Source organism: Campylobacter sp. RM12642 (genome assembly GCF_020137635.1).
Lineage (GTDB): Bacteria > Campylobacterota > Campylobacteria > Campylobacterales > Campylobacteraceae > Campylobacter_E.
The window spans coordinates 18,397-41,302 of record NZ_JACGAT010000011.1; the positions used below are offsets into that span (position 1 = coordinate 18,397).

The window sequence follows — 22,906 nt, forward strand, 5'->3', positions numbered from 1 at the left end:
GAAATTCCTAAACTTTATTTAAAGTATTAGCTAGGTTTAAGCAATCTTGCAAAGTAGGATAGTCTGAAACAAAAATATTTTTTACATTATATTTTTTTAATTCATTTTCAGTGCTTTTTCCTATTGCTATTATATTTTTTGGAAAAGTTTTGAAAAAATACTTATAATCACGCACTCCTGATGGTGCTAAAAATATCAATATATCTTCATTATTTATTGACTTTATAAAAGGGTTTAAATCATTATCTAAAGGCGTATTTAATCTAGCGTTACTATATGCTATTACAGACCTTAGGCTAATATTATTTGAATCTAAAAACTCATCTAAATCACTTATAATATTTAAAGCCCTAAAATAAACACATTTTAAATTATTTAGCAGTGGCAATATCTCGTTTTTAAATTCACTTGCATGAGCTGATTTGCCTGTATAAAACACATCTAAGCCTAAACTATTTAGGTATTTCGTAGTTGCTAAACCTATACTAAAAATCTTTTTATTTTTTAGATTAATATTATTTAATACACAAGATTTAACGGCATTTTTGCTAGTAAAAATACAAGCATCAAAATCATCATTAATGCTAAAATCATTAAAAATTATTTCATTTACAAAAATACTCTTTATATTTGTTTCGTTTTTTAAACCAACTACATAAATCATTCAAAAAACACTTCTCTTTCAAGTTTGCAAAGCAATAAAGCACAGGCTAAAGCACATTGATTTTGCTTATAAATCCTATCTCCAAGTAATTCTAATCTCTCGTGCAAAATCAAGCCTGTATCACTAATAGCACATATAAAAGCTACACCGCTTTTAACACCTAAATCATCGCTATCTCCTAAAACCCCCGTGCAAGTTATAGCGTAATTTGCCTTAGTTAATTTTAATACCCCCGTAGCCATTGCTAAAGCGCAATTTTGAGAATAAACTGCTTGATTTTCTAAATGAATATCCTCTACATTTAGCCAAGCTTTTTTGCTTTTGTTTGAATATGTTATAACACTACCTTCATAAACACTACTTGAGCCATTAATTTTAGTAAAATTACTAGCTAATAATCCACCAGTGCAGCTTTCTGCAAAGCTTAATTTTTTGTTATTTTCTTTTAATTTTTTAATTATATGCTCGTATAAATTATCAGCAAAAATCACTTTTTTAGGGAATAATGATTTAACGGAATTTAAAAGCCCTATTTCATCTGAATATTCATTAGTATTTACTTTGACATATAATAAATTATCAAGTAGTGAATAAATATTAAGACTTACTCCATAAGGCTTTACGCTAGTATTTAATAATATTTCAGCACTTTCTAAATCCAAATCACTTATTAAAAAATCATAACTAAGTTTTGTATTATGCAAAATTTCAGGTAGATAAAACATACTAGCTTTTAATATATTAATCATAACCCCATTTAAATCTATTAAAACTGAATTTTTCTTATAATCTTTAGGATTTTCTACTATAAACTCATCATCAATTAAGCTCAATTCACATTCTTTTAGTGTAGCTAGGATTTTATTAATCATAGAAAAAGAATGCTCATCAGCAATTATCGTTACTAATTCATATTTTTTAACATCTATTTCTAAAAGAGTATTTAATTTAGAATCATCATCATTAAGCTTAATGATAGTATTAGCAAACAAATTCTTCTTAGCCAAACTTCTATCTACAAATTCACAAAAACTACTATTAAAACTCAAATCTTTTGTAAAATATATTAATAAATGTTTCATTTCTTATCCTTTTATTTAAAAAAGTATAGCAAAATAAGTGCATTTTAACAATCAAAAAATATTAAAGGCACATTTATGGATTATAAAGATACATTATTATTACCCAATACTACTTTTGAGATGAGAGCAAATCTTTATGAAAACGAGAAAAAAAGTTTTGAAAAATTTTCATCATTTGCATACGCACAATTAAGAGATAAAAAAGCACCTAAATTTATCCTACACGATGGCCCACCTTACGCTAACGGGCATTTACACATAGGTCATGCTTTAAATAAAATCTTAAAAGATATGATTAATAAAACTAGATATTTTCTAGCTAATAATTCAATTTCATATACTCCTGGTTGGGATTGCCATGGTTTGCCTATTGAACAACAAGTTGAAATCAAATTAAAAGATAAAAATCCAAGTATAAAAGAAATTCACGACGCTTGCACCGAACACGCAAAAGAATTCATAGGTATTCAAATGAAAGAATTTAAAGACTTAGGAATAATTGGAGATTTTGACAAGCCTTATTTGACTATGGATTTTAAATTTGAAGCAAATATTTACAAAACTCTTTTAGAAGTAGCTAAAAATGGTTTATTAATTCAAAGAAGTAAGCCAGTTTATTGGAGTTGGGCTGCTAAAAGTGCTTTAGCTGAAGCAGAAGTTGAATATGAAGATAAAGAAGATTATTCAATTTTCGTAGCATTCAAACTAAACGATGATGCAAAAGCAAAACTTAAATCTTTAGGAGCAAATGATAGTGTTTTAAACAACGCAAGAGCTGTTATTTGGACTACTACTCCTTGGACTTTACCAGCAAATAAAGCAATCGCATTAAATAAAGATGAGCTATATGTTTTAGGAGAAAATGGTCTTATCGTAGCTAAAAAAAGATTAGAAGATTTAGCAGAATTTAATATTAAACCTGTGCTTGAATTTAAAGGAGATTTTTTAGAAAATACAAACGCATTAAATCCTTTAAACAATAATCTATCTCAATTCATAACAGGAGAGCATGTTTTAATGGATGGCGGTAGTGGTTTAGTTCATACTGCACCAGGACACGGAGAAGATGATTATTATGCTTGTTTAAGATATAACATTGAAGTAGAAATGCCTGTAGGAGATGATGGTTGTTATGATGAAAATATCAAAAGATTAGTGCCAAATAAACCTGAATTATTAGGAATGCATGTATTTAAAGCAAATGAAGTAATTATTGAATTATTGGGCAAAAGTCTTTTAAAATGCTCTAAATTTATACACTCATATCCATTTTGCTGGAGAACTCATAAACCAATAATTTATAGAGCTACTAAACAATTTTTCATAGCTATGGATAAAGAATTTTACAATGGTATGACTTTAAGAGAATTAGCTCAAAAATCACTTGATGAAGTAAGTTTTTATCCAAAAGCAGGAAGAAATAGAATAGGAACTATGATTAGTAATAGACCTGATTGGTGTATTTCAAGACAACGCTCTTGGGGTGTGCCTTTAGCATTCTTTAATGATAAATCAGGGAATTTGATTATGGATTTTGAACTTTACGAACACCTTGCAAGCATATTTGAAAAAGAAGGCGTAAGAGTATGGTGGCAAAAAGATATTAAAGATTTATTACCGGCTAATTCAAAATATAAAGCAGATGAATTAGAAAAAGTTACTGATATTTTAGATGTTTGGTTTGATAGCGGCTCTACATTTAACGCTGTTTTAGCTAGTGGAAATTACGATATCAAAACAACTCAAGCTGATATGTATTTAGAAGGAAGCGACCAACATCGTGGGTGGTTTCAAAGCTCATTATTATTAAGCGTTATTTTAAACAAACAAGCACCTTATAAAGCAGTTTTAACTCACGGATTTACCGTTGATGAAAAAGGTAGAAAAATGAGTAAAAGTCTAGGCAATGTAATAGCACCAGAACAAATTGCAAAAAATTATGGCTTAGAAATCTTTAGACTTTATATAACATTATGTGATTATTCAACTGATGTTAAATTAGGCGAAAGCATATTAAAACAAACTAGCGAACAATATAGAAAAATAAGAAATACAATAAGATTTTTATTAGCAAATACTAGCGATTTAAAAGCTTATAATTATAATTTCAGTGATTTAGACAAAATGATTTTAAATAAAGCTAATAATGTGTTTGAACTTTACAAAAAATCATTCTTAGAATATGATTTCGCTAAAGGTATGAATGCACTTTGCACATTTTTAAGTGCTGATTTAAGCGGTGTTTATCTTGATATTTGTAAGGATAGCTTGTATTGTGATGCTAAAGAAGATAGCAAAAGAACAGCGTCAATTACTGCAATGGCTTTAATACTTAAAAAATTATTAGTTTTACTAGCACCTGTATTAACTCATACTACAAATGAAGCTTGCGAACACGCAAACAAATTTATATTAGGCGATATTAAGAGTATTTTTGATTTAGAAGATTTTGATTTTGCTAGTAAAATCAAACCGAGCAAAAACGATTATGAATATTTATTAAAAACTCGTGTTAAATTCTACGAGCAAATTGATATATTAAAAAAAGATAAAATAATCAAAAGCACATTAGAGCTGAATCTAGCTACTAATGATGAAGTGATATTAAATTATGAAGAAGCAGCTGATTTTTATTCATTAAGTAAAATTGAAGCTTTAAATAATAACGAAGCTTTGGCAAGTTTTGAAATTGATAATAAAACATACAAAATCATAAAATCAAATCTATGCAAATGCCCTAGATGTTGGAAATACTTAAGTCTAAACGAAGAAAGCTTATGTCCTAGATGCGAAAGGGTGTTAAAATGAGCGAACCTGTTAGCTTAGAGCTAATAGTCGGCACTATTATAGTATTAGCTATAATTAGTGCTATTGGAGTAATTTTAGTAAATAAAGGAAAGAAATGATAACTTTAGAACAAGCATTAAAATTAAGTGATAATGAATTAATAGAATTAAAAAAAGAACTAAATAAATTAGCATTAGAAAACAAACATTTAGGAGCTTATGTAGAGCAATTAATCAATACTCCTTTAGATGATGTTGATTATCTAGGAGTGCCTGTAGCTATTAAAGATAATATTCAAGTTAAGGGCTGGAGCATTACAAATGGTTCAAAAATAATGCAAGGATATTATGCACCTTATGATGCAAGTGTGATTAGCAATATGAAAAAACACAAATTCGCACCATTTGGAAGATGTAATATGGATGAGTTTGCTATGGGTAATACTACAAAAACAAGCTTTTATGGAAAAACCCTAAATCCTTTAAATAATGCTTTAGTCCCAGGTGGAAGTAGTGGTGGTAGTGCTGCTGCGGTAGGTGCAAAAATAGCTCTTGCTGCATTAGGAAGCGATACAGGTGGAAGTGTTCGCCAGCCTGCTGCATTTTGTGGTTGTGTAGGTTTTAAGCCAAGTTATGGAAGAGTTAGCAGATATGGACTTGCTAGTTATTCAAGTAGTTTAGACCAAATAGGAGTATTAACTCAAAATGTAAAAGACGCTAGTATTTTATACGATGCGATTGCAGGTCATTGTGAGTTTGATAGCACTAGTGCTGATATTCAATTTGTGCCTACATTTGATAAATTAGACGCTAATAAAAAATACAAAATTGCAATTATTAAAAATTATATAGATTCATGCTCTGATGAAATAAAAACACAAACTTATAAAGCTATAGATAAATTAAAAGCTTGTGGTCATACCATAAGTGAAGTTAGCCTTGCTGATAGTAAATACGATGTAGCTGCTTATTATATAATAGCTTGTGCTGAAGCAAGTGCTAATTTAAGCCGTTACGACGGGATTAGATATGGCAATAGAGCTAAGGAATTTAAAGATTTAAACGAGTTATATGTAAATACTAGAAGCGAAGGTTTTGGGCTTGAAGTTCAAAAAAGAATTTTATTAGGAACATTCGTGCTTTCAAGTGGTTATATTGACGCATATTATAAAAAAGCTCAATTAGTAAGAGAAGTTATCACTAGAAAATACAATGAAATTTTAAGCGATAATGATTTAATACTAATGCCTGTTGCACCAAGTCTTCCAAAATCATTTGATGCGAAGACTAGTTCTGTTGAAAGCTATTTAGAAGATATTTTCACTATTTCAGTTAATCTTGCAAAACTTGCAGGTATTAGCGTGCCTGTTGCTAAAACTGAAGATAATTTAAATGTGAGCGTTCAATTAGTAGCAAAAAGATTTGATGAGCAAAACTTATTAAATGCAGCATTAAGCTTGGAAAACGCTGTTAAATAACCTACCCTATTCTATTTTAAATTCTAAGAATTTAAAATAGATTTTAATCACTTTTAGCACTTTGCTTAATATTTATATTATGTAATTTTTATACTTTCTATCTTTTTTATCGTAAATTAACTATCTAAATAGTGATTAAATTGTAAATTAATAAAGTTTTTTGATATTTTTATTTAAGTAAATGCTATGATATGAAAAATAAAGGAATTTGAATGCTTAAAATTTGGAATGTTACTATTTTTAGTTGTGGTTTTAATTTAAGGCATTGATTGTGCTATATAGCACCATATAAATTTATTAAAAAAAGGTTAGATGATATGCAAAGAGATTACGATAAAGAGCCGGTAATTATCAAGGATATTAATACATTTTTTGATTTTTTACCTGCTTTTGTTTGTATGATAATAAGTTATATTGCGTATTTTCTAACAGATAATCCTAGCTCTTCACTTCATAGAAATGTTTTTATAATTATGCCATTTTTAGCACTACCTTACATAAGACCTTTTATAAAGTGTAAAAGAGAAATCATAATTACTAAAAATACCATTAATTATCTAAATAATGGCGAAGTGTTAGAAAGTATTGATTTAAATAAGCCTTTTAAGATATATAAAAGCTTTTCGGTAGTTCATCACAAATCACAAAAACCCCATGAAGTAATTCAAATTTTATGGATTTTTTTACTACCTGCTACTATCTTACAATACTTTATAAATTTTATTCTTAAATTATTTTATTACATATTTACGCTTAAACTAAAATACTATAAGGTAATGGATTCGGTAATTTTATTGCAAGATGAAAAGATTATAAATATATTAAGCATTGAAAAATATCACGAGCTTGAAAAGTATTTTAAAGATAATCATAATATCAATATAAAAGAGCTTAAAATTTATTTTGATAAATATGGTTATATTTATGAAAAAATTGATAGTTAAGGAGTTGATGATGACAAAAGAAGAATATTTGAATTGTATGGATAATTTTAAAAATATCTGGACTGCAATGTATGATGTTGGAGATAAGTATTTAAAAGATAAGTATGGAAAAATAGTTTTGTAATCTTCCTATGAAAAATATTTAAGGTTTTAGTATGAAAAAAACATTAGAATTCTTAAAAATACTTTTTAAGATTTTTATAATAATTGAAATAATGATTGCTATTGGCTCAGTTTTAGCAGGTGTAATTTTTAGCATTGGCTCAGATGTAAATGTAATTTATTCAATTCTTTTTTGCTTTTTAGCGATTAATAGTTTGTTTTTTGGTTTTACAGGTCAAATAATAATTTTATTTTATAAAGGACTTATACTTTATCCACTAATATATCTTAAAGTTTTTATAATTATATTTTTTATAATATTTTTCTTTAAATTAAGAAAAAGATTTAACAATAAAATAGCTTTTAAATATAGTATAATACCTATGATAATAATATTTGCTTTATATAATTATTTTTTTAGAACCATACCTGATTATTCAAGTAAAACTCATGAAAGAATAGTAACTCTAAGTGATTATAAAAAATACCAGCAAGGCTATTGCTTAAAAGAAGATAGGATATTACCTAAAGATGAGCTTTATAAAAGAGTAGTGATAAATTTCTTAAAAACAAAAAGATGGGATGAAACATATAAACACTTATCTTTTTCTCTTAATGAAGATAATGAAGATAAAATAAATTATTACATTCATAAAGATTTTAATTTAGATAATTATAAAGAGTTTTTAAAGCAACGAGCCTTAGAAAAAGAATATTTTTCTTTAGATGAACTTCAAGAAGTTGATTATTCTAAATATCTAACGATAGACGCTAAAAACAACAAAGCAGGGTTTATTAAACCTGTTATTTTGGCAAATAATTCAATAAAACAATATTATGTATATTTAGATGATAGTTTTTATTTTAAAGAAAACACAATATTTTATAAAAAAATACATTTATATACACTACAAGAACAAGAAAAAAATTTAGATAAATTGATAAAAAAGTTTAAAAACTATAAAGATGATTTTACTTACGGAATAGTGTTTGACAATTGCGGTAATTTTTAATTTCATTTATATAAAAAGGAGAAAGAATGGCAAATTTTAGATTAGATTTAAATGGTGATTTTACAAATATTATCATTATACTTATGGGGACAAAAAACTCTTAATAAAAATAAAATTACAAATTATAAAACTTATAATTCTTATTTTAAATTCTTGTAAAAATTATGAGAATTTGAAATAAGAATTTAAAAATATTACAAAAAGTAACAATTAATAAAAATTAATAAAGTTTTTTGATATTTTTATTTAAGTAAATGCTATGATATGAAAAATAATTAGGTGTTGAAAATGGAATTTATTTTATTGCATATTATTGTGCTTATTACATTTTTTATTGTTTTAATTAAACCAAAAGGTTTTAAAAGAAAACTAATGTGGTTTGTTATTTGGTTTTTTGCATTTTTTGGTGATATATTTATAACAAATATTGTTTTTTATTACAATGCTAATAAATATGCTACAAATACATACCTTGAGACTTTTAAAGGAAATTCGCTATATATTGGTGAATATAAGGTTAATCTTATGGATAAAGAGAGATATAAAATAAGCGAATATTATATAGGAGGATGGATTGGCTCTATATTACCAGATTTTTATATGCTATCACTTTTAGATAATAAAATAAAATATATTGACTATAAGGAAATAAGCGACCATCCTATAAACAATGGAAAATATTTTAGATTTTATTCAAGCAATGAAGATGATAAAAATTGTGTGGTTTCAAAAGATTTAGAGTATAAGCTATTGTTTACATTGGAATATGATAGAAGCGATGGAACTAAAGGTTTTATAGAGTATGAAGAATTTTTAGAACTATATAATAAATATTATAAAAAATATTTAGCAGGTAATAGTAATGTTTTTTGGGAAGATTATTTAAGAAAAAATATGTTTCATGAAAAAATTCCTACTGAAATAAAAGATTTAATAAAATATTTAATACAAAAACATAATATGCCAGAAGATAGAATAAGATATCTAATTATAGATATGATGGAAGCTTATAGAAAAAAGAGTGTCAAAATTGAAGAATTCTACAAAGGTAAATGCATAGCAAGAGTAGAGATAGATAAAAATGAATTATCAAGATATGAATATGTAAAATGCACAAATTCTGATCATAACTATATATGTGATTATCCTAATATAAAAGATAAACTTTGGACTAAATTTGAATACTTTGCTTATATAAAAGATAGGATTAATAATAAAAAAATAGCTCAGAGTATTCTTGCTTATAAAACCGGCACACCTTTTTCTTTATATGCTATAATCTTTGACAAAACTTCTCCATTTCAGAGAGCAGCTGGTGTAGAATTATGCAATAAACATATAAGTGTGCGTGGTAGTGAAGAATGCAATGATATATTTATAGACAATTTTATTAATAATAAGGAGATAAAAGATGAGTAATTTTTCTAAATTAAAAATATATAGCAAAATAAAGCAATAAAAATTTTTAAATTCTAAGAATTTAAAAATTATATTTCAACCTTTAAACACATTTACAAACCAAAAAATATTCTTAAATAATGCTATGATATGAAAAAATAAAGGAGTTTAAATGTTTAAAAAACTTGGATTATCATTTATGCTAGTTTCGTTATTAATTGCTGGATTATTTGATATATTTCATAAAGATAAAATACCAAAAACTCCTATATATACTTTATTTGACTTAAGCAAAAAAGGCACTAAATTTGAAATAATCTTTAAGCCACAAAGAAAAGATATAGGAGAGTATTTAGGATTTTATGCTTTTTATCCTTTGCGTTTTGAATACGGCACAGTTGGCAAGGATTACTATGCAGTTGATTTATATGATAAAAAAATAGAATATAATATACGAAATAATCCTTATTATCCGCTTGCACTTGATATTAAAATATATGAACTTACTAAGGATGGTGATGAAATATTAGTATTTGATAAAGTCGCTACACCAAATGCAAATACAAATGTAGGCAGTCGTAGAACTATGAGTATAAAAAATGAAAAAGTTTTTATGGCGGTAAGATATCTTGGATTTTACTTTATACCTGAAAATAAAACATATAAAGCAGTCATTACAAATCTAATAGATGATGATAATATAAAGGGTGATTTTGCAAAAATCGCAATCACAGCTTATAGAAGAAAAGTTTAATAAGGAGAAATTATGAGTAAATACACTTTAACAGTCAAGATAGCGAAACCAGGGACTTACTATATAGATAAAAATGGTAAAAAAACAATATCAATAGCAGGGCATATGTGGTATTCTATCTCTAATGGTAGTTATAGTAGATCTTTTGGATTTGGAAGATTAGATAGCAATGAGGGTGGTAGTAGTAATATATTAAATAAAACTGGAGAACTACTTGATAATGATGATATTGCATATCAAAGCACATATTATACGGCTACAATCAATATCAACAAAGAACAATATAATACTTTAATTGATTATGGTAATTCACCTAAGAAATATGGATTTAATAATGAGAAATATGATCTCTTTAAAAATGCTTGTATAGACTTTACTTGGAAAGCATTAGAGGTAATTGGTCTGAATTCTAATGCATTCAATGGTGCATTAATACCTGGTGATAATTCTAATTATGTAGATAATATTTTATATAATCAACTATACAACAATGTGGATAATTGGCATAAAATTGGTTTTAATAATATAAGAGATGAAGTAATTGGTATAAATAGTATCTTTGGAAGTAATGGAAATGATAATATAATAGCCAAACAAGAAAGAAATAATGGTAATTATTTTGTATATGGTGGAGATGGCAGTGATACTATTGATTTAAGGCAAATAAATAGAAGTAAAATAAATACAATTTATGCAGATTATGTTAATGATGATAATAGCGGTGGTAATGACACAATCTATGGTAGTAAAGGTAAAGATATAATCTATGGTGGCAATGGTTTTGATACCTACTATGTAGGAGATAAAGATGAGATAATAGATAGCGATGATAATGGAAGAGTATTTTTTAATAACCTACTTTTAGGAGAGAGTAAACAATCTAGCAAAAATCCAAATGTATATATTTCTAAAGATGATGAAAACATTCAATATGAATTAAAAGGTAGTGATTTAATAATTACTAATATAAAAACTAATGAGAGCTTTACTATCAAAAACTATTCTAAAGACAAACAATCACTTGGTATAACTTTAGGAGATAAATCAAAAGTAGAAATGGCATTTTTAAGCGATACAACTGGCTCTATGGGTGGTGCTATTAATTCGGTTAAAAGTCAAATAAAAGAGCTAGTTAATCTAGCATTTAAAAATGATTTAAATACTAGAATTGGTGTATTTGGATACAATGACCCATATACTGAAACTTTTACAAATTTAACTAATGATAAAGCAAGTATTATAAGTGCTATAAATTCTTTATATGCAAGTGGTGGTGGGGATTATCCAGAGCTTACCTTTTCTGGAATTATAAGAGCAGCTTCTGCTAATTGGAGCTATGGTGCTGATAAGAGATTATTCTTATTTGGTGATGCTATAGCAAAGGATAGCCATTTAAAAGATGATGCTTTTGGGTTATTAAAACCAAATCAACAAAAAGAAAGAGCGATTGATATTCTTAAAAAGGAAGGTATAAAGGTATATGCTATATATACTGGAAACGATGAAGAAGCCTTTAATGAATTTAAAGAGTTAGCCTTAGCTACAAATGGAGATTATTTTAAATTAGATGATGATAGCTTGGTTGCTGATAAAATATTTGATGCTATGAATTACGGAACCTCAAGCAATGATACAATAGAAGGCAATGATAAGGATAATAGCCTTAATGGATTTGATGGAGATGATACGCTAGTAGGTAAAGCTGGAAGCGATACTTATACTTTTACTGGGCTTAATTTTGGTAACGATACCATAATAGAAAGTAATTTAAATAATATTGATAAAAATACAATTATTTTTAAAGATGTAAGCTATAAAGATGTAAGATTTAAAAAAGATTTAAATGATTTAAAAATTACACTTAATAAAGATAATAGCGTAACAATAAAAGATTTTTATAATACCAATAATGAAAGTAAAATTAGTAGCATAAGCTTTAGTGATGTTACATTAGATGAACTAGCTGTCAAAAGAAGCGTAAGTATGCAAGCAAACAAAGAAGCGATAATATTCTTAAAAGAAAAAGATTTTAGCTTTTCTAATTTTGCTACATCAACATTTGCAGTAGCCTATCAAGATAATGCAAGTAATATAAGCACATCTTATAAAGATGATGTAATAATAGGTAGTAATAAAAACGATGTTATATCAACCAAATTAGGCAATGATACTTTAATCGGTGGTAAAGGAGATGATAAGTTATATGGTGGATTTGGTAATGATATATATGTTTATAGAAAAGGTGATGGAAATGATTTAATCTATGATGATGGTGGGCAAGATGCTTTAAAATTACAAAATTTAAAAGCTGATGAAATATTTTTGATAAAAGATGGTAAAGACCTGCTAATAAAATTTAAAGATGATGATACAAATAGCATAAGAGTAGCACATCACTTTGCTTGGAAATTTGGCTATCACAATCAAATAAACACAATAGAACTTGATGATAATAAATTCATCAATACAAAAACAATAGATAAACTAATAGAGCAAACTAGTGCATTTGCTAAAAATAACGGCATAGATATTCATAATATTAATCATATAAACGATGATAGATTAAATCAAATCTATATGAGTGCTTGGAATTAAGCAAATTACCCTAAATTAATTTAGGGTAATTATTATTTAAGTATTTAAAAAATATATTAATTAGGTAAAATATGTTTAAAATTTTTAAAAAATTTGATGATGATACACACGAATTTAAACCACTTTTAGTAGAGTTAGAAGATAGACCGCAAAATCCATTAGGTAAAAGTATTTTATATATAGTTTTATTTGTAATAGTTTTTAGTATTGCTTGGCTAATACTAGCTAAGGTTGATATAGTAGTAAGTGCTAGTGGTAAAGTAGTGCCTGATGGAGAAATTAAAATAATCAAACCTTTAGAAAACGGAGTAATTTATAAAATTCTTGTAAAAGAAGGTGATAAAATAAAAGCAAATGAGCCTTTAATACTAGTTGACCCAAGTGTATCTAAAGTCAATTTAGAAAGTAAAAAAGAGAATTTAAAAGCTTTAGAAGATAGTTTAAAAAGATTAAATGCACTAAGTAACGAGAGCGAATTAAAAGATGTTAGTAATGCAGAATTAAGCCTATATCAAAACCAATTAAATAGCTTTAAAAATAGCATAAACACTTATGAATTTAAAATCAAACAAACTATTAATTCATTACAAGCCAATAAAGAAGAATTAAAAAGATTAGAAATAGAGCATAAATACACAAGCTCAAAATTAAATAGACTTAGCAAGGTAAAAGATATAATCGCTTATAAAGATTATGAAAATTTATTAAAAACAAAGCAAGATTTACAATTACAAATACTTGTAAATAAAAACAAATCTTTAGAATTAGAAAATAAATTAAACGAACTCACAAAAGAACTTGAGAGTTTTAAAGCAAATTTTATTGCTAAAAATTATGATGAACTCTTAAAAATTAAAAATGAAATAGCATTATTAAAGGCAGATATAAACGCGATAGAATTTCAAAGCCTAAGGCAAGTTATTTCATCACCAGTTGATGGATATGTAGGAAAATTATTTGTAAATACTGAAGGAAGTTCTGTATCAAGCAATGAGCAATTAATATCAATAATCCCAATTGATAAGCCACTTATAATAAAAGCAAATGTATTAAATCAAGATATAGGATATCTTAAAAAAGGGCAAAATGTAGCTATCAAAATAACCACATTTAATTTTCAAAAATACGGCAAACTAGATGGAATTTTAGAACATATTGGAAACGATGCTATAAAAGATGAAAAATTAGGAGATATTTTTGAAATTAAAGTAAAACCTTTAAAAAATCATTTGATAGTAGATGGTGAAACAAAAGAAATAGAACCAGGAATGCAAGTAATAGCTGAAGTAAAGGTTGGCAAAAGAAGAGTAATAGAGTTTTTCATATATCCTATTATTAGATATCTTGATGAAGGGCTTAGTATTAGATGAGAATTATTTTTGTTTTTCTTATAATGCTTAGCACATCAATAGCTAAAGATTTTTACACCATACTAGACTATGCACTTAAAAATTCTCCTATCATAAATATCGCAAAAATAGATATTAAAAGTGCTAATTATAATTATGATTTTTATAAATCATATTTGTATCCAGAATTATCATTTAATGCAGATTTTAAGTATTCAAATACAAAAAGTAATGATTATAAAAGAGAGCTTTTTAGCGATTATAACAATCATCAAAGCACAATATCACTTATATTAAAATATGATTTATTCAAATTTGGAAATGATTATTATAAAATCAAATCAGCCAAAGAGAATATCGCTACAAGTAATTACAATAAGTGCTATAAGGAATTGCAATTATCACTAGATTTATTAGAATACTACAAACTCGCACTATTAAGTGAAAATAAATTAAAAACATATAAAAATTTAAGCCTTGCTTATGAAAGTTTATATAAATTATCAAAGAGATTAAATAAAGTTGGAGAATTAGATTTAATCAATGTAAATTCTTATTTTTTGGACTTTAGCGATGCAAAAACACAGATTTTAAAACTAGAATTTGAATTAAGAAATTATTTATCATATATATCGTATTTATCAAATCTTAATATTGATAAAATAGATGATTTTAGTAAAATTGATGAAATTGCTTTAGACTTTTTAGAATTTGAAAAAACAAATAAATTTTTAGAATTAAATTCTAAAATAAAAAGCTCAATGTATGAACTAAAATCCCTAAATCAACGCCCTACAATAAGCCTTTATTCAAGATATGATTTTTATGATAAAACCAAAAATAATTATCAAGACCTTGCCGATAGTTCTAAAAAACACGGGTACTTAGTAGGAATTGGGATTAACTATATTATATTTGATGGATTTAAAACAAGTTCATCTAAAGAGTTAAAACAATTAGAAATAAACAAATTAAATCAAGAGCTAATACAAGCAAAGCTAGAATATGAAAAACAAATAAACGAGCTTATATTTTTTATACAAAACAAAGATGAAATAATAAAAACCTTAAAGATAATAAGCAAAGAAGCAAATACAAATGAGCTTTATATACAAAAACTACACAAAACTGGTGAAAAATCAAAATTTGAAGTCATAAATGCAAGTATAGAAAACTATAAAAAACTCCAAGATTTAAATGAATATATAATAAATGCAAATGCAAACGCTATTAAAATTAATTTAATAAATAATCAATTTAATAATTGTAAAAAAGGATATTAATATGCATACAGCCTTAGGTTGCTTATCACTTTGTGCGCAATTTGCAAATATATCAATAGATATTAATGCGATTTGTAACAAATACGCTTTAAAAGATAGCGAGCCAAGTATTTACGAACTAGCAAAAATCGCTAAAGATAATGATTTTAAAGTAAAAATCAAAAAGCTTAATTTAAAAAACCTTCATTTATATAAAGCACCTTTTATATTTTTGAAAAAAGATTTAACATATTTTGTAGTTTTAAAACTTGATTTTAATAATCAACAAGCTCTTATTTTTGATGGTGGAAAAGAAGCAAGGCAAATTAGCTATGAAGAATTACATAATTTATCAAGTGATAAAATCTTAATCCTAGCACACAAATTATTAAACGATAGTGTAAAGTTTGGCTTCTCTTGGTTTTATAAAAGAATGCTAAGTTATAAGGGTATTGTATTACAAATTTTATTAGCAAGTTTTGTTATGCAATTATTTGGCTTAGTTACACCTTTATTTACCCAAGTAGTCCTTGATAAAGTCTTGTTGCACCATAGTATAAGCACACTTAATGTAATTGCTTTTGCATTTTTTAGCGTTATTGTTTTTGAAAGTTTATTAAGCCTTAGTAGAAATTATATCTTTACTCATACTACCACAAAAATTGACGCAAAATTAGGCAGTGAGTTATTTACACATTTATTATTGTTACCTATGGTGTATTTTGAGAATAGAAAAGTAGGCAACATAGCAGCTAGAATAAGAGAGCTTGATAATATAAGAGATTTTATAGCCAACAAATCAGTAAGCGTGATTTTAGATTTGTTATTTAGTATAGTTTTTATTTTGATGATGCTTTTATATAGCGTGAAACTAACATTTGTTTCATTAGCTTTTGTGATTTGTATTGCTTTGATTTATTTTTTTATAACGCCTATTTTAAGAGCAAGGCTTGAAGATAAATTCCAAATGGGAGCAGCATCTAATTCATATCTAGTAGAAAGCATAACAGGAATGCAAACCATAAAATCCCTAGCCATTGAAGGTAGTATGAAAAAATACTGGGAAGATTATTTAGCAAAATATTTAAAATCATCTTTTAATTTAAGTAATCTAAGCAATATCGCAAGTACTTTTGCTAATTCTTTACAAAAGCTTATGACATTAGCGATTTTGTATTTTGGAGTAGGATTAGTAATTGATGGGAGTTTAAGTGTAGGACAATTAATAGCCTTTCAGATGTTTGCCAATCAATTTAGCGCTCCTATTATGCGACTCGTAAGCTTGTGGAATGAATTACAACAAGCTATTTTAAGCGTAGATAGATTAGGAGATATTTTAAATACACCGCAAGAGCAAACTACAAATAAACCTATATCGCTAAATCAAGTATCAGGTAATATAAAATTTGATAATGTAAGCTTTAAATATAGCCCAAATTCTAACTATGTCTTAAACAATCTAAGCTTTAACCTACAAGCAAATAAAAGCATAGGAATAGTAGGACGCAGTGGCAGTGGTAAAAGCACCATAACAAAACTCATAGAAAGACTTTATATCCCAAACGAAGGCTCTATTTATATAGATGGAATAGATTTAAGACATTTAAATCCTTATGTTTTAAGGAGTAATTTAGGCGTAGTTTTACAAGAAAATTATTTATTTAGCGGTAGTATCAAAGAAAACATAAGCCTATCAAAGCCAAGTGCATCAATGCAAGAAATAATAAATGTATGCAAAATAGCAGGAGCACACGATTTCATAAGCGAACTTAGTGCAGGTTATGATACTTTAGTAGGAGAAAGAGGCTCTGCGTTAAGCGGCGGTCAAAGACAAAGAATAGCAATAGCAAGAGCCTTGCTACATAATCCAAGGGTTTTGATATTTGATGAGGCTACTTCGGCACTTGATTATGAAAGCGAGAAAATCATCACATCAAATCTATCACTAATCAAACAAAACAAAACCTTTATAATAATAGCACATAGATTAAGCACGGTTAAAGATTGTGATGAGATATTAGTCCTTGATAAGGGTAATTTGGTTGAGTGTGGAAATCATACAAAACTAATGGAACTTAATGGATACTACGCACATTTATACAAACAACAAAATCTATAAACACTAAAACTATAAATAATTTAATAAATATTATTTATAGTTTTAAAAGAATTTGAATTATGAATTTAAAATTAAATCAAAAAATATTTTTTAATATTATTTATTACGAAAAGTAACATAATTTTAATAATTATTTTTAAATTTTATGAATTTTTATTATTTATTTGATATAATTAATCTTATTTTTTATTAAGGCTAAATATGCAAGTAAATCAAACAAAATATTTAAAAATCATTTTTAAAAAAATAATAACTTTTATCTTTACTATATTTTTTCTTATTATCGGAAGTTTTTATGCAATTATAAGCGAAGTTCAAAAAGAAACTTTTGACATACAATATAGCAAAAATCCAGAAGCTTCTGCTAAATTTGCAAATGCAATGGAATATAGAATTATTATTGAATCATTACATAAATATTTGAATTATGATAATTTTATAATGATATTTCTTATAAATCAAATGAATGATAAATTTAAAGAAGGTAAAGAGCTTTTACCAAAAGATAGCATAGAAGACATTTTATGGTGGATGATTTTAAATAGAAATATGTTTTTTAAAAGTGATGATTTATCGTATGCTAAGTATGTTACAAATACTTATAAAGATGAATTTTTTAATGAGATTTATTCAATGATCGAACGCTTACCATATGGAAAAAATTATTTTGATAATATTGAACTAAACCAAAATCGCTTTGCAACCATGTTAAGGCTTGTTTCAATATATACAGATTTAGATATTGATAGATTTATATATTATTTAAAAGAAGAATCAAATAAACATGATGAAATATATAAGCATTTAGACATGGCTTATAAAAGATACTTTGATTCGCAAAAGTCAAAGGAATATTTTTATTATATATATATAAATACAGTGATTATGCTTCATGCTAAAGACATATATTTAAATTTACAAGGTGATGAAAATGGAAAAATGATTGAACCAGCAATAATCCCACAAGATTTATGTTATAAAAAAGATATATTTGAAATATACGATAATTTTCAAAAAATTATTGATTATGTAAAAACTACAAAAAATTATTCTAGTTCTTTATCTGGAACAAGTTTAGAAATATTAGGAGTTTTAGAAAATTCCTGCCCTAATGAAAAAGAATTAAGAAAAAAAATACAAGCAGAGATTGATGAAATTAATAAAAATAAAAAAGGAGTTGTAAATGCTAAATGAAGATTATAAGATATTAGAAGATTTTATAACCTATGTTTGTAGTCAAAAAAAATTTTTTGATTATTATGATAGTTTTTCTAAGAGAACAAAAATTATCGGAACAATATGCAATGCCAATGAAGAAAAGCAACAATTTGAAATGCTAGTAGAAGAAGTGAAAAAGAATGATGAATTTAAAGAATTTGTTATAGAAGTTAGTGGTCAGATAGTTGAAAATATTGTTGTGGATAAATTTGAAAGCGGTGCAATCAAAGTTGGCATGAATATTGGTAAGCATATTTTCAATTTTGGAGGAAAAAATCCTGTAGCATTGTTTATTGCTGTAATTACTGGTGCAACATATTATGCTGGAGTTAAATTAGTCGGAACAGCAGTAGGTATTACCTCTAAAAATATATTAAAACCACTAGTTGCTGAACTTCTTGATAGTTTAATAACTGAAAATGATGAGTTAAATAAAAAAATTATTGAAAAATTAAATCAAGCTTACAATAACACACATGATTATACAAAATCTCAAACAAATACTAAAACCATAGACCCACTAGTGCTTGATTTAAACAACAACGGCAGAATAGATACAATCACTCTTAATAATTCTAAGGCATTTTTTGACCACAATAGTGACAACATAGCTTATAAATCATCTTGGATTGATAAAGTTGATGGATTATTAGTATTAGATAAAAACAATAATAATCTAATAGATAATGGCAATGAATTATTTGGAAACTTTACTGAAATTCCAAGTAGTGATTTTAAAGCTTTAGATGCTAACAATAATCAAACCTTAAATCCTACTCAAACCACATTTGCTCTAAACGGCTTTGAAGCCTTAAAGCTTTTAGATAGTAATAAAGACGGAGTAATTGATATAAACGATAAAGAGTTTAACAATCTTAAAGTATGGTTATCCGAAGATGGCATAACGCAAATAAACGAGCTAAAGTCTTTAAAAGATTTAAACATAACTAGTATAAATCTAAACTATAAAGATACAAATCAAAAGCTTGATAATGATAACACCATCACTCAAACAGCTACCTTTATCAAGGATGATAAAGAAAGCTTATTAGCTGATATTAATTTTAGCGTTAGTAGTATAGAAAGAGTATTTAAAGACAAGATAATATATTCAGAAGAAGAATTAAATCTAGCAAATCTTAAAGGCTATGGAGTATTAAGAGATTTAAGGGACGCTGCTTGTTTAAATACTAAATTAAAAGCATTGCTTAAAGATTATTCATCTACAAACAGCAAAGAAGAGCAATTGCACAAGCTTGATAGTCTAATTTATGCTTGGGCTAATACTAATAAAGCTTTAAACAAAGACTTTAACCTATCTAAAACTAAAGAATTTGATAGCAATAATCCTAACAATACTGATAGTATAAGGGATTTATGGCTTACACCATCACAAGCTAGAGAATATGCTAATTTTACTATTAGCGAAAGTTTAAAAAATGAGTTTAATGAGCTTAAGCAAAAAATATCAATTATTAATTCATTTTTAGGTATTAATAATCAAGATTTTTATATAGCTAGTTTAAATGAGTTTAACGAGCTTAGAAATAGCTTTAATAATACTTATGATAGTTTAAGAACTTATGTTTATAAGGGATTGTTATTTCAAACAAGATTAAAAGAATACTATAATGAAATAAACATTACTAGCTACGAAAACAATGGCTCGTATGAGCTTAAATTAGATTTTTCTAAAAGTATAGAAAAATTTAAGGCTATTAATGAAACAAATCCTAAAAAAGCTTTCGTTGATTTAGCTGAGTTTATAACAAGCTTTAAAGATATAAATTCTTTAAATGATTGTGTAATATTGCTAGGTGATTTTATAAAAACAATGAATAATTATACTTTAAGTGATTATTTAAAACTTTTAGATGAAGATACTATCAATGCACTATCAACTCAAACAGGAACAAGTGGTAATGATACATTAGTAGGGACAAATTTATTAAATGGTAAAGATACTTTATATGGACTTGATGGCGATGATACCTTAATCGGTGGAATTGGCGATGATACTTTAGTGGGTGGTAATGGCAATGATACTTATGTTTTTGATAAAGATTTCGGGCACGATACTATCATAAACTACAAATCAAATCTAAATGATATAGATTGTATTAAATTTAACGATGCAAGTATAAATGCCAATAATTTAAAATATGTAAGAAATTATGATGATTTAATGCTGATTAAAGATGATAATAATAGCATTAGAGTTAAAGACTTTTTTGCATATGAAGATTTAAGAAATACTATTGATGAAATCAAATTCGCTAATAATACAAGCATAAATAAGGATGAGATAATTAATAGAGTTTATACACCTACAAATGGTGATGATAACTTTACAATGTTTTTTACAAATAAAGATTATGTAATAACTATGCTAGATGGCAACGATACCATAATCACACATAATGGAGATGATATTATTGATGGTGGAGATGGAGATGATATCATAAGAAGTGGAGCAGGAGATGATATCATAAATGGTGGCAATGGTAATGATGATATTTATGCAGGAGATGGTGATGATATCATTATAGGCGGAGCAGGAGATGATATCTTGCAAGGCGGTATGGGGAATGATAAGTATATTTATAAAGGAGTTTGGGGGAAAGATACAATAATTAATCTTAGAAATGATAATGCTTATGATGAAATAATCCTAGATGTTAGCTCATCATTTGTAAAAATTACTAGAAATAATGATGATTTAATAATAAACAAGCTAAAAAGTGCTGGTTGGTTTAGAAAAGTGGTTGATGAAAGTTCATCTATAAAAGTTGTAGATTTTTTCAAAAAAGATTATGATATATCTGCTTTAGTATTACAAGATAAGACTTTAAGTGCTAATGATTTAAGACAAATGGTATTAACTCCTACTTGGGGTAATGATACTTTAATTGGAAGTGAATATAGCGATAAAATATATGGCTTATTTGGTAATGATACTTTAATTGGTGGTAAAGGAGATGATTATTTAGACGGCGGTGCTGGAAATGATACATATATCTTTAATAGAAATGATGGAAATGATTATATAAAAGATGCCTTAGGATATGATACTATTAAATTTAATGATATTAGCTTTAGTGAAGTTGTGCTTAAAAAAGATGTAGATAATCTAATCATCAAATATAACAATAATAAAGATAGTGTTACTATATTAGGTAATTTTGGGATAGGATTTAATAAGATTGAAAAATTTGTTTTTAGTGATAAAACTTTATGCTATGATGAGTTTATAAATACAGCCGCAAAAGAATTACCAAGCTATGAGGATTTGGTAAATAAAGTGATTAAACCTGATTTATCATCTTATTTAAAAAATACAGAAAGACTAATACAAGATACGAATGCTTACTCGCCTAATTCATCTGGATTTATTACATATACAGATGATAAAAACAACAATATTCAAGTATATTTATAAACTAAATCCAAATTCTTTAAGAATTTGGATTAGGAATTTGAAATTAAATTAATAATTATTTTTAAATTTTATGGATTTTTTACTAAAACTTTATATTATAAAAAATTAATTAGCAAGTTAAGGCATTTAAATGTTTTTTTATAAAAAATGTGAAGTTTGTAAAAATAAAATTCCTTTACCTAAAACACATGTTTTTGATGAAGATTTAGGGTATATAATGAAATGCGATTATTGTAAAGCTATTTACAAACATCAAACAAGAGATATTTTAGGAATTTTGATTTTTATTTGCAATATTTTTGCTCTTATTTTTAGTATTATTTTAATGTATGTGTTTTATTGTGTTATAGCTAACGAACTTATATGTTTTTTTATCTTAATATTTTTGTATGGTTATTTTATGCATGTATTTCATATATTAATTATTGATAAATATGTTTTAATTAAAAATACTAAAGAAATTTAATATAGACAATATCGCATCACTTCCTATAAAAAATAGCATATTAAGTCTTGCTATAGCTTTTATATCTACTATTTTATTTTATCGTTATATAAAATATAAAAGCAAAAAATGATAACTTTTAATTCCAACTATTTTTGCAATAAAACATTTTTAAATTTATTAAAATCCTAATTTAAATTCCAAAATATTTTACACCATCAATTAACCTTATTGTTTAAAAGAATTTAAATAAACTTA

15 protein-coding genes are annotated in these 22,906 nt (G+C 26.1%); 13 read left to right on the top strand and 2 right to left on the bottom strand.

From position 1 onward, the window contains the following. Positions 1-7: 7 nt before the first annotated feature. Both AVBRAN12642_RS05540 and AVBRAN12642_RS05545 read right to left on the bottom strand, forming a co-directional pair. Positions 8-664 carry a uroporphyrinogen-III synthase gene (locus tag AVBRAN12642_RS05540; RefSeq protein ID WP_336607245.1) on the bottom strand — a complete coding sequence of 219 codons (657 nt, stop codon included), beginning with the start codon at positions 662-664 and terminating at the stop codon, positions 8-10. Beyond that, positions 661-1,746, bottom strand: coding sequence for a CinA family protein (locus AVBRAN12642_RS05545; RefSeq protein ID WP_214117704.1), 1,086 nt, complete (start codon positions 1,744-1,746; stop codon positions 661-663). The genes AVBRAN12642_RS05540 and AVBRAN12642_RS05545 overlap by 4 nt, the downstream gene beginning before the upstream one ends. A gap of 75 nt (positions 1,747-1,821) precedes the next feature. Between AVBRAN12642_RS05545 and ileS the strand changes: the two genes are divergently transcribed. The 13 genes from ileS to AVBRAN12642_RS05610 all read left to right on the top strand — a co-directional run bounded on the left by ileS (position 1,822) and on the right by AVBRAN12642_RS05610 (position 22,669). Then, entirely contained in the window at positions 1,822-4,554 is a 2,733-nt protein-coding gene (gene ileS, locus AVBRAN12642_RS05550) for an isoleucine--tRNA ligase (RefSeq protein ID WP_336607244.1), read from the top strand. Between the two features lie 94 nt (positions 4,555-4,648). Further along, positions 4,649-6,010: an Asp-tRNA(Asn)/Glu-tRNA(Gln) amidotransferase subunit GatA gene (gene gatA, locus AVBRAN12642_RS05555; RefSeq protein ID WP_214117706.1), complete on the top strand. Its 1,362-nt coding sequence runs from the start codon at positions 4,649-4,651 to the stop codon at positions 6,008-6,010. A gap of 317 nt (positions 6,011-6,327) precedes the next feature. After that, on the top strand, positions 6,328-6,954 hold the full coding sequence (locus AVBRAN12642_RS05560) for a hypothetical protein (protein ID WP_214150346.1): 627 nt from the start codon (positions 6,328-6,330) through the stop codon (positions 6,952-6,954). 155 nt (positions 6,955-7,109) lie between these two features. Then, entirely contained in the window at positions 7,110-8,069 is a 960-nt protein-coding gene (locus AVBRAN12642_RS05565) for a hypothetical protein (RefSeq protein ID WP_336607243.1), read from the top strand. Positions 8,070-8,357: 288 nt separating this feature from the next. Beyond that, complete coding sequence (locus AVBRAN12642_RS05570; RefSeq protein WP_336608082.1) at positions 8,358-9,488, top strand: hypothetical protein; 1,131 nt, start codon at positions 8,358-8,360, stop codon at positions 9,486-9,488. A 151-nt stretch (positions 9,489-9,639) separates the two neighbouring features. After that, positions 9,640-10,221: a hypothetical protein gene (locus AVBRAN12642_RS05575; protein ID WP_336608083.1), complete on the top strand. Its 582-nt coding sequence runs from the start codon at positions 9,640-9,642 to the stop codon at positions 10,219-10,221. Positions 10,222-10,233: 12 nt separating this feature from the next. Next, positions 10,234-12,816 (top strand): VWA domain-containing protein, encoded by a 2,583-nt coding sequence (locus AVBRAN12642_RS05580; protein ID WP_336608084.1) that lies wholly within the window; start codon positions 10,234-10,236, stop codon positions 12,814-12,816. A 71-nt stretch (positions 12,817-12,887) separates the two neighbouring features. Next, positions 12,888-14,186, top strand: a complete 1,299-nt coding sequence (locus tag AVBRAN12642_RS05585) for an HlyD family type I secretion periplasmic adaptor subunit (RefSeq protein WP_336608085.1) — start codon at positions 12,888-12,890, stop codon at positions 14,184-14,186. Further along, positions 14,183-15,448 carry a TolC family protein gene (locus AVBRAN12642_RS05590; RefSeq protein ID WP_239803651.1) on the top strand — a complete coding sequence of 422 codons (1,266 nt, stop codon included), beginning with the start codon at positions 14,183-14,185 and terminating at the stop codon, positions 15,446-15,448. Before AVBRAN12642_RS05585 ends, AVBRAN12642_RS05590 begins: the two co-directional genes overlap by 4 nt. Position 15,449: 1 nt before the next feature. Next, on the top strand, positions 15,450-17,546 hold the full coding sequence (locus tag AVBRAN12642_RS05595; protein ID WP_214117715.1) for a peptidase domain-containing ABC transporter: 2,097 nt from the start codon (positions 15,450-15,452) through the stop codon (positions 17,544-17,546). A 201-nt stretch (positions 17,547-17,747) separates the two neighbouring features. After that, positions 17,748-18,740, top strand: a complete 993-nt coding sequence (locus AVBRAN12642_RS05600) for a hypothetical protein (protein ID WP_336608086.1) — start codon at positions 17,748-17,750, stop codon at positions 18,738-18,740. Then, positions 18,730-22,203 carry a calcium-binding protein gene (locus tag AVBRAN12642_RS05605; protein WP_336608087.1) on the top strand — a complete coding sequence of 1,158 codons (3,474 nt, stop codon included), beginning with the start codon at positions 18,730-18,732 and terminating at the stop codon, positions 22,201-22,203. The genes AVBRAN12642_RS05600 and AVBRAN12642_RS05605 overlap by 11 nt, the downstream gene beginning before the upstream one ends. A 130-nt stretch (positions 22,204-22,333) precedes the next feature. Continuing rightward, positions 22,334-22,669, top strand: a complete 336-nt coding sequence (locus AVBRAN12642_RS05610) for a hypothetical protein (RefSeq protein WP_336608088.1) — start codon at positions 22,334-22,336, stop codon at positions 22,667-22,669. Positions 22,670-22,906: the final 237 nt, after the last annotated feature.